Consider the following 9,198-nt stretch of genomic DNA (forward strand, 5'->3'; position numbering starts at 1 on the left):
AGGTCGAGTAGTTTCGCTTGGGCGGCGTCCATCAAAATCGTTTCGGACCATCCATAGGCCGCCGCGACTGTCTGATTTAAATCGGCGTGCAGGTCCTGCAACCATGTCGGTATATCGTTGTACAGGTTCGTCAGCGTCCGGTTTTTCAGTACCTTGGCCACCGTATCGTTGATAGGCAGTTTCGATACCGGTAATCGGGAACGACCTCTGGCACCCGCTTGACCAGACTCAGCGGGTTGAACCAGTTTTCTGCATCGCGGCCAACCGGCTGACCGCCTAGGCGATCTGGACAGTCCATTGGTCGCCGATGTATTGGGCGGCAGAGATGTTCGGGGTCGTGCCCTCGGGGAACCGGAAAGTCTCGAAGATGATCATCGCTGCATGGCGTCCGACTTACTGGCCAAATCCCCACCGGTAATAATTCCATCAATATTATATAATACGGTACAATTAAAGGGATTCGGGGGCCTAGATCAAAAAAGTGGCTACAGAAGGAATATTTTCGAGTTACGCCATGGGCTACAATCGGCAAAATCCGAGAGCAAGTCACCTACTAGAAGCTTGAAAAGAATGAAAAAAGGGCTGCGGAAAACCGCAGCCCGAGTTTAGGGAGGAAACGCCCAAGAAGTGCGTTACAGCATCGCTGCTGCACTGATGAATGTATTAATTCAGACTGAATTAGCAATCTAATCAAATCGTTCCCAGGGTTGCATGGAATGCAAGGGTCCGCAGTGCGGGAGCGCAGCCGGGCCGGTCGGCCCGGCCCCGCTCCCGCTGGTTCAGTCGTCGTCTTTCCTTGGCACCGGGTTGACCAGTGCTATCCGGTAGACGTCCTGCTCCTTGCCGATCAGGAACACGTCGGTCGGCGGAATGCCCGACTCCCCCGGCGGCTCGTCGAAGATGACGCGCAGCCGGTGCGATACGGCCATGTTGGCTTTCTGGGTGCCCCGGCTCTCCGTTTCCTTCAATCCATCGGCCGGGAAGTCTTCCAGCGCGATCGAGCGGATCGGGCGGCCGAAGGTGGTTCGGATCTGGTAGCTGACCACCCGTTTCCGGATCTTCCGCGCGTCCTTCCAGTTCACCAGATCCTCGAACACGGCCATGTCGCGCTCGGCGATCGCCTGGGAGACGGTGGAGATCAGCTCATCGGGGGTCTTCGGCAGGTCCCGCGCCAGGGCCGGCGTCCCGAAGGACGCCAGTGCGAGGGTGCCGAAGATCAGCAGGCCGGAGGTTATCGACTTTGGCATCCCTCGCTCTCCCTTTACTGAGCTGCGGCTTGCTGCTTGGACTGGTCCTTGCCAAGGGCGAAGACCCAGATCACGCCGCCCTGTGTCATCTTGGGCGGACGGCGGTCTTCCGGCAGCAGCCCGTCGATGCCGCCCATCATGCGTTCGGCGTCGACGCCCCAGCCGGCCTGCACGGCGATGTACTGCACGCCGTCGACCATGTAGGTGGAGGGAACGCCGGTGACGCCGGAGTTGAGCCGGGTTTCCCAGACGACCTTACCGGTCTTGGCGTCGAAGGCGCGGAACTTGCGGTCGCTGGTGCCGCCGCCGAAGACCAGATCGCCGCCGGTGGTCAGCAGCGGACCCCAGTTGGCGGTGTCCTGGAACGAGTGGGTCCAGGCCTTCTTGCCGGTCTTGAGGTCCCAGGCCTGGATCTGGCCGATCTCGACCGGCTTGGAGGCATCGACTCCCTCGCGGAAGCGCAGGCTGGACAGGATCTCGTCGATCGTGACGCCGATGTAAAGCTCGCCCGGCGCCCGGCCGGTGATCGGAACGCCGCCCAACTCGGAACACAGGTTTTCGTTGGCGGGGATGTAGAGCATCCCGGTCTTGGGGTTGTAGGCTTCCGGCGGCCAGTCCTTGCCGCCCCACAGGCCGGGGCAGAAAGCCAGCTTCTTGTTGGTGCCGGGGATCTTGGCCGGATCGTAGCTCGGACGGCCCGTCTTGGGGTCGAGGCCGGTGAAGACGTTCTGATTGACGTACGGCTTGCCGTCGATGAAGCCGATCTTGCCGTCGGCATGGCGCTCCAGCGTCCAGAGATAGCCGTTGCGGCCGGCATGGACCATGGCCGGCACGGTCTTGCCGTCGCGCTCGATGTCGACCAGGATCGGGGCGGAAACCTCGTCCCAGTCCCAGGCGTCGTTCCAGTGGTACTGGTGATGGCCCTTGATGGCGCCGGTATCGACGTCGAGGGCGAGCGCCGAGGTGGCGTACAGGTTGTCGCCGGGGCGGGTGTCCGGCATCCAGGGGCCGCCGTTGCCGGTGCCGAAATACGCGAGATTGGTCTTGGGATCGTAGTTGCCCTGAATCCAGACGGGCGCTCCGCCGGTCTTCCAGGCATCGCCCTTCCAGGTTTCATGACCGGGTTCGCCGGGGCCGGGAACCGTATAGGTCCTCCAGGCCTCCTCGCCGGTTTCGGCATCGACGGCGGCGACGAAGCCCCGGATGCCGAACTCGCCGCCGGAGACGCCGACCATCACCTTGCCCTTGGCGATCAGCGGCGACAGCGTCATGTAGTAGCCGTCGCTCCAGTCGGCGATGCACTTCTCCCAAAGCTGCTCGCCGGTCTTGGCGCTCAGCGCCACGACGCAGGCGTCCAGGGTCGCCAGATAGACCTTGTCGCCGTAGAGCCCGACGCCCCGGTTGGTCGGGTGAAGCTGGACCAGTTCTTCCGGCAGCTCGCGCTTGTAGGTCCAGAGGAGATCGCCGGACTTGGCGTCGAGCGCTATCACCTGGTTGCCCGGCGTGCTGACGAACATCACGCCGTTGTTGACGATGGGCGGCGCCTGATGGCCTTCCAGCTTGCCGGTGGAATAGCTCCACATGGGGGTGAGGCGGCCGATATTGGTGCTGGTGATCTGGTCGAGCGGACTATAGCCCCAGCCCTTGTAGTTGCCCCGGTATTGCAGCCAGTTTTCCGGCTCCGGGTTGGCCAGCCGCTCGTCGGTGACCGGCTTGTATTCCGTCGGCTTGGTCGATTGCGCCGACGCGCCGTGCAGCGACGTTACCGCACCCAGGCACGCCAGCGCCAGCACAGGGAGCAGTTTGCGCCCCGGTTTCCTTGTTTTGGACATCGTTTCTCTCCCAGTTTTTATTGTTTCCCTTATGTCTGGGCGGCAGGTCCTACCTTGGCCGTGAAAGCGTCGGCCACCGTCAGCATGCCGTCGGCATCGACCGCCAGCGGCAGGATCGGCAGACGCTTTCGCGCGGGTCCCCCCAGTACTTTCCCGCCTTCGCCGACGCTGAACAGCGATCCGTGGCACGGACAGGCCAGCATGGCGTCTTCGGGTATCCAGCCTGTCACCGCACAGGCCTGATGGGTGCAGACGGAGGAAAAGGCGATGACGCCGTCCACCGACTTGGCAAGGGTCGCTTCGTCCAGCTTGCCGGGCTCGACCCGGACGACGATCACCTTGTTGAAACGGGATTTCGACCGTGTGGTCTTGGATTCCGCATCGACCGGCCACGCGTTCATCATGGCGCCGCCGACGTTCAGCATATCCAGCGTGATGACCTTGCCCTCCTGCTCGCCCTCGTCGGCGATGACCAGCCAGTCGCCCTTCTGCGGCCGCTCGGCGGCCGGGGCGGGATTGGCGGCCAGGGCGGAACCGCAGGCGCCGAAGCAGCAGGCGGCCACCGCCGCCGATCCAAGGGCAAGTACCTGACGCCGCTGAAGTCCTTCGTTCAGGGGACTTTCGCCCATGGGGCCGTCACACGGCTTGCCATCGATCCGGGTTTGGGGGCCGGGCATGTTTCCTCCCAATACTATTTTATCTTTTTCTTTCATAAGGCGCTTGGAGTCTAGCTCTAGACGCCCATTTTCGAATACGGTATTCCGAATTCGAAGACTCTTCAAGGTTCGTTAATGCTTCGTTAGCGGGAAAGTTGAAGATTTATTTGCTGCATCGCCACATATAGTTTCTTTTGATACGAAAACTGTATTCTGAACTCGGAATTAGAAGATTCTTGCATAGGAAGGTTCGCGCTAATTTGTCACGATGACGTAGAAATTCCTGGACGGTTTTCCCGTCGGGAAATCAGCTTGAGGAACCCATGCGCGCTCTCACTCCCCAGCCCCGGCTTGTCGAGCAGGTCTATCACGCGATCCTGACCGAGATCACGGAAGGGAAGCTGCCGCCGAACTCGCGGCTGATCCAGGACGAACTGGCCGAAGCGTATGGGGTGTCGCGGCAGCCGGTGCAGCAGGCCTTGCTGCTTTTGCGCAGCCATGGCCTCGTCAACGACGCTCCCCGGCGCGGCCTCGTCGTGGCGGCCTTGGACGAGGACCATGCCCGCAACCTCTACAAGATCCGCTCGGTGCTGGAGGGGTTGGCGTGCCGCATGGCGGCCGAGAACGGCGCGGCGCGTGCCCGGATCGACGGCCCTGCGATCATCGCGCAGGGCAGGGAGGCGATAAAGAGCGGGTCCGTAGCACAGCAGATCGAGATGGACACCCGGTTCCACTGCTTCCTGTACGAGCTTTCCGGCAATCCGCTGATCGCGGAGACGACCAAGCCGCACTGGGACTATCTGCGGCGCGTGATGGGTGAGGTGCTGCGCGAAGGCGACAGCGTGCCCGGTGCTCTCTGGGACGAGCATGCCGGTATCCTGGACGCCGTCTGCAAGGGCGATGGGGACGCCGCCGAAATGCTGGCGCGCAAGCATATCTGCGGAGCATCTGATATCTTCGTCGCCCGGCTGAAGGCTCAGCGCGAGGGGCGGATCGCCGCTTCCACGAAATCGATGACCGACTGCGCGTAGCGTTCCGGCGCGATGCCGCGCCGGTGGTACTTGGCGCGCTTGACGTACCAGTCCTGAAGCAGCGGCTTTATCAGGGCGGCCGTCATCTCGACATCGGCGATCCGGAAGAGACCGGCGCGTGCTCCCTGCTCCAGCGCTTCGGCCAGCAGGCGTTCGGTGGTCAACTCGCTGGCGACGGCGAGGTCGCGGCCTTCGCGCGGGAAGGCCTTCGCTTCCATATAGGCGAAGACGAACCAGGGCTGCATCGTCTCCGTCAGGTACAGGTGCGTTTCCAGCAGCCAGCGCAGGCGGGCGGCGGGATCGCTTTCCAGGCCCGGCGGCGGGTGCGTCAGCACGTCCTCGACCGCCCCGACGACCTGTCCCAGGATCATCATCAGCAGCGTGTCCTTGCTGTCGAAATAGGCGTAGAGCGCGCCCATGCTGAGGCCGGTGTGCTCCGTCAGGTCGCGCAGGCTCATCGAATGGAAGCCCTTGGCGTTGGCGAGCGTCAGCGTCGTATCGACGATGCGGGCAAGGTTGGCGATGGCGACGGCGGGCTTGCGGATGCGGATGGTGGCCTTGTGGCGTTCCAGCATGCGGGCGCACAGCGCTTCCATCGACAGGTCGAACCGCTCCTGAAACTCCGGCAAGGTGCTCATTTCGTCTCCGTCGGTGTTTAGTTCGAGAGGGCCGACCGATCATAGCCCGTTGTACGGCGAAGCGCTGTAGTTTATATATCGAGCGCTCGCTCGTTTTTTATAACCGCGAAGAAGACGGACTGGGAGGAGGGGCTTTGAGCGTGACGGGAAATTTCAACCTCGATGGCAAGGCGGCGCTGGTGACCGGCGCCTCCAGCGGCCTCGGCCGCCATTTCGCCGGCGTCCTGGCCAAAGCCGGGGCTCGGGTGGCGCTTGCGGCCCGGCGTACCGGCAGCCTTGATGAAGTGCGGACCGCAATCGCCGGGGCAGGCGGTACCGCCGTCGTGGTCGAGTTGGACGTCACCGACGCCGCATCGGTCCGCCGTGCGGTCGGCGAGGCGGCGGAGGCGCTGGGCGGACTGGACATCCTGGTCAACAACGCGGGCGTCACGGCGAGCGCGTCGTTCCTGGACATGGACGAGCACGCCTGGGACAAGGTGGTCGATACCAACCTGAAGGGCTGCTTCCTGGTCGCCCAGGAAGCGGCGAAGCGGATGCGCGACGGCGGCAAGGGCGGTTCGATCGTCAACATCGCCTCCATCCTGGGGATGCGGGTCGCCGGCCACGTGTCCTCCTATATCGCGTCCAAGGGCGGTCTCGTCACCCTGACCAAGGCGATGGCGCTGGAACTGGCGCGCCATGACATCCGGGTCAACGCGCTGTGTCCCGGCTATCTCGAGACCGAACTGAACCAGGACTTCTTCGCGTCCGATGCCGGCAAGGCGCTGATCCGGCGCATTCCGCAGCGCCGGCTGGGCCGGCTGGAAGAGCTGGACGGTCCCTTGCTGCTGCTGTGTTCCGATGCCGGATCGTACATGACGGGCTCGGTGATCGCCGTGGACGGCGGTCATCTCGTGAGTTCGCTTTAACCGTTTGCTTGTAGCCGAGGGGTGCTTCGCGATGGACTTTTCCCTGTCGCCCGAGATCGAGGACTATCGCCAGCGGGTCCGCTCCTTCGTCGAGCGCGAGATCCTGCCGGTGGAGGCTGACCGCGCCAACTGGGACGAGCACGAGAACATCGGCCACGCCGCCTTGGAGCGGTTGCGCGCCAAGGCGAAGGCCGAAGGGTTGTGGTCGCTCCAGATGCCGAAGGAGCGGGGCGGGCAGGGCCTGCCGCTGGTCGGCATGGCGGCCTGCTACGAGGAAATGAACCGGTCGATCTTCGGGCCGGTCTGCTTCAACTCGGCAGCGCCCGACGACGGCAACATGATGGTGCTGAACAAGATCGGGACCGACGCTCAGAAGGAGCGCTGGCTTCAGCCCATCATCGACGGCAAGGTCCGCAGCGCCTTCGCGATGACCGAGCCGCATCCCGGCGGCGGGTCCGATCCGTCGATGATGAAGACGGTGGCGGAGCGCAAGGGCGACCGCTGGGTCATCAGGGGCCGCAAGTGGTACATCACGGGCGCGGGAGAGGCCGAGCACTTCATCGTGATCGCCCGGACCTCCGACGATGCGCGCAAGGGTCTGACCGCCTTCCTGTTCTACAAGGACCAGCCGGGCTGGGAGATCGTCCGCCGCATCCCGATCATGGGACCGGAGGAACACGGCGGCCACTGCGAACTGATCTTCGACGGGCTGGAGATCCCTGACGAGAACGTCCTGATGAATATCGGCGACGGGCTGAAGGTGACCCAGATCCGCCTGGGACCGGCGCGCCTGACCCATTGCATGCGCTGGACCGGGCTTGCCAAGCGCAGCCTGGAGATCGCCGGCGAGTACGTGAAGGAGCGCGACAGCTTCGGGACCAAGCTTGCCGAGCATGAGGGCGTCCAGTGGCTTCTGGGCGAGGCCGCGATGCAGATCGAGATCGGCCGGCTGCTGGTGATGAAGGCGGCAAACGAGCTGGACCGGGGCGGCTTCGCCCGCAAGGAAGTCTCGATGGCGAAGGTTCAGGTCGCGGACACGCTGTTCAAGGCGGTCGATACCGCGATCCAGCTTTGCGGGGCGCGGGGCTATTCCAAGGACACCGTGCTGGAGTGGATCTACCGCTACGCCCGGCAGGCCAAGCTGGTCGACGGTGCTTCGGAGGTTCACAAGATGGTGCTGAGCCGATCTTACCTGAGCGAGGGCGACCGCTTCTGGAGCTGGTCGTGACGGCGGAAGCCCGCCTGCTCGACGAGACGCGGCTGCCCCGGCTGGAAGCCTGGATCGCCGTGAAGTCCGGCGCCGAGCGGGTGACGGTGGTGGACGAGGGTCCCTTGAGCGGCGGCGCCATCTCCCTCAACCTCGCGGTGACGCTGGAGATCGAGGGCGGCGCGCTGGCCGGGCGCCATGAGGCGGTGCTTCGCACCGGTTCGGCGACCGGCGTTTCGGCCAGCCTGGGCAAGGCGCAGGAGGCCATGGTGCTGCGCGCGGCCTTCGCCGCCGGTGCGCTGGCGCCCGAGCCGCTGTTCATCAGCGATGCCGGGGGTGCCGACGACGCGCTGCTGGGAGCGCCGTTCTATATCATGCGCCGGGCGCGGGGAGTGGCCGCCGGCCGCAAGGTGGTCAAGGCGGAGCAGCCGCAGCGGGAATTGGCGCGCGAGATGGGGCGTCAGCTGGGATTGATCCACTCGATAGAGCCGGGGACTGCCGGACTCGACTTCCTGCCGATGCCGGACCCGTCGCCGGCGATGCAGTGCGAGCGCGATTACCGGACCTGGATGGGGCGGTTCGCCGGAACGGACCCTGTCCTGGCCTTTGGGCTGCGGTGGCTGACGCTGCACGCTCCGCCTGCGGGTGAGATCGTGCTGTGCCACCGCGACTACCGGACCGGCAACTACATGGTCGATCAGGGTCGGCTGACAGCCATCATCGATTGGGAGTTCGCCGGCTGGTCCGATCCCATGGAGGATCTGGCGTGGTTCTGCGCCGCGTCGTGGCGGTTCGGGCAGGCTGGACGCGAGGCCGGAGGGCTGTCCGAGCGCGCCGACTTCTACGCCGGCTATGAAGAGACGGCGGGCCGCCGGGTCGATGAGGAAGCCATCGCCTATTGGGAGACGGCGGCCTATCTGCGCTGGGCGGCGGTCGCGATCCAACAGGGGATGCGCCACACCTCCGGCACGGAACCGTCGATCGAACTGGCGCTAACCGGCCGGATGCTGCCGGAGATCGAACAGGACTTGCTGCGGCACCTTGACTCGCTGGCCGGACGCACCCTTTTCGGGAGGACCGCATGATCAACGACGAACCCGATGCACGCGGGCTGGTGAGCATAGCGCTCCGGACCTTCCGCGACTCCGTCCTGCCCGCCGTGCCGGCGGAACGGCGCTTCGAAGCGCTGATGATCGCGAACGCTCTCGGCATCGCGGAACGCGAGCTGGCGGCCAAGCCGGATGCGGCCCTGGAAGCTCGAATCCCTCAGCTGTGCAGCGATATCGACGCCGGAGCTTACGATGCGCCGGATCGTCAGGCGGATTTGCGCAAGGAGCTGTGGGAGCTGACGCGGGCGCGGCTCGCGATATCGAACCCGAGGCTGCTCGATCCGATCCCGCCGGGAGCTGCGTAGCGCCGCCTACCGGGATCGAGTTCGGCCAAGCGCATCAATATGCGCCGGATGTTCTGGCGAGTACTGCCGTTCCGGCACAGGATTGCCGGCACCGCGTCGTCGGGCGACGGGCTGTCCAGCAGGGGCGTCGGGTCGATGTCCGAGATGTGGATCAGCTCACGCCGTAGGTCGGTCTAGAGCGAAGCGGCAGCCGACATAGACGCGCCTGCTTGTCGGCTGCCGCTTCGCTCTAGACCGACCTACGGCAGCAGCGTCTTCACCGGTC

The 9,198-nt window shown here is 64.6% G+C and carries 9 protein-coding genes; 5 read left to right on the forward strand and 4 right to left on the reverse strand.

Going from position 1 to position 9,198, the window contains the following annotated elements; genetic code table 11:
• Positions 1–779: 779 nt before the first annotated feature.
• From AC5JJ6_RS28715 to AC5JJ6_RS28725, 3 genes are read right to left on the reverse strand one after another with little or no spacing between them, the layout of a single operon-like run.
• Positions 780–1,247 (reverse strand): hypothetical protein, encoded by a 468-nt coding sequence (locus AC5JJ6_RS28715; RefSeq protein WP_496045336.1) that lies wholly within the window; start codon positions 1,245–1,247, stop codon positions 780–782.
• A gap of 14 nt (positions 1,248–1,261) precedes the next feature.
• On the reverse strand, positions 1,262–3,079 hold the full coding sequence (locus AC5JJ6_RS28720; protein WP_496045337.1) for a PQQ-dependent dehydrogenase, methanol/ethanol family: 1,818 nt from the start codon (positions 3,077–3,079) through the stop codon (positions 1,262–1,264).
• A gap of 29 nt (positions 3,080–3,108) precedes the next feature.
• Positions 3,109–3,756, reverse strand: a complete 648-nt coding sequence (locus AC5JJ6_RS28725; protein ID WP_496045338.1) for a QcrA and Rieske domain-containing protein — start codon at positions 3,754–3,756, stop codon at positions 3,109–3,111.
• Between the two features lie 302 nt (positions 3,757–4,058).
• On the opposite strand from AC5JJ6_RS28725, the gene AC5JJ6_RS28730 reads away from it, so the two are divergent.
• Positions 4,059–4,766 (forward strand): GntR family transcriptional regulator, encoded by a 708-nt coding sequence (locus AC5JJ6_RS28730; RefSeq protein WP_496045339.1) that lies wholly within the window; start codon positions 4,059–4,061, stop codon positions 4,764–4,766.
• On the opposite strand, the gene AC5JJ6_RS28735 is transcribed toward AC5JJ6_RS28730, so the two are convergent.
• Positions 4,712–5,404, reverse strand: a complete 693-nt coding sequence (locus tag AC5JJ6_RS28735) for a TetR/AcrR family transcriptional regulator (RefSeq protein WP_496045340.1) — start codon at positions 5,402–5,404, stop codon at positions 4,712–4,714. The genes AC5JJ6_RS28730 and AC5JJ6_RS28735 overlap by 55 nt on opposite strands.
• 140 nt (positions 5,405–5,544) lie before the next feature.
• Here AC5JJ6_RS28735 and AC5JJ6_RS28740 point away from each other — a divergent pair, with 140 nt between their 5' ends.
• From AC5JJ6_RS28740 to AC5JJ6_RS28755, 4 genes are read left to right on the forward strand one after another with little or no spacing between them, the layout of a single operon-like run.
• Positions 5,545–6,312, forward strand: a complete 768-nt coding sequence (locus AC5JJ6_RS28740; protein ID WP_496045341.1) for an SDR family NAD(P)-dependent oxidoreductase — start codon at positions 5,545–5,547, stop codon at positions 6,310–6,312.
• A gap of 31 nt (positions 6,313–6,343) precedes the next feature.
• A complete protein-coding gene (locus AC5JJ6_RS28745; protein ID WP_496045342.1) occupies positions 6,344–7,540 on the forward strand; it encodes an acyl-CoA dehydrogenase family protein in 1,197 nt (398 codons plus the stop codon).
• Positions 7,537–8,604, forward strand: coding sequence for a phosphotransferase family protein (locus tag AC5JJ6_RS28750; RefSeq protein WP_496045343.1), 1,068 nt, complete (start codon positions 7,537–7,539; stop codon positions 8,602–8,604). Before AC5JJ6_RS28745 ends, AC5JJ6_RS28750 begins: the two co-directional genes overlap by 4 nt.
• Entirely contained in the window at positions 8,601–8,933 is a 333-nt protein-coding gene (locus tag AC5JJ6_RS28755; protein WP_496045344.1) for a DUF6285 domain-containing protein, read from the forward strand. Before AC5JJ6_RS28750 ends, AC5JJ6_RS28755 begins: the two co-directional genes overlap by 4 nt.
• Positions 8,934–9,198: the final 265 nt, after the last annotated feature.

This window comes from Skermanella sp. (genome assembly GCF_059503625.1).

Coding starts and splice junctions, on each gene's coding strand:
- AC5JJ6_RS28715 (WP_496045336.1), bottom strand. CDS start 1,247: ATGCCAAAGTCGATAACCTCCGGCCTGCTGATCTTCGGCACCCTCGCA.
- AC5JJ6_RS28730 (WP_496045339.1), top strand. CDS start 4,059: ATGCGCGCTCTCACTCCCCAGCCCCGGCTTGTCGAGCAGGTCTATCAC.
- AC5JJ6_RS28720 (WP_496045337.1), bottom strand. CDS start 3,079: ATGTCCAAAACAAGGAAACCGGGGCGCAAACTGCTCCCTGTGCTGGCG.
- AC5JJ6_RS28735 (WP_496045340.1), bottom strand. CDS start 5,404: ATGAGCACCTTGCCGGAGTTTCAGGAGCGGTTCGACCTGTCGATGGAA.
- AC5JJ6_RS28755 (WP_496045344.1), top strand. CDS start 8,601: ATGATCAACGACGAACCCGATGCACGCGGGCTGGTGAGCATAGCGCTC.
- AC5JJ6_RS28725 (WP_496045338.1), bottom strand. CDS start 3,756: ATGCCCGGCCCCCAAACCCGGATCGATGGCAAGCCGTGTGACGGCCCC.
- AC5JJ6_RS28745 (WP_496045342.1), top strand. CDS start 6,344: ATGGACTTTTCCCTGTCGCCCGAGATCGAGGACTATCGCCAGCGGGTC.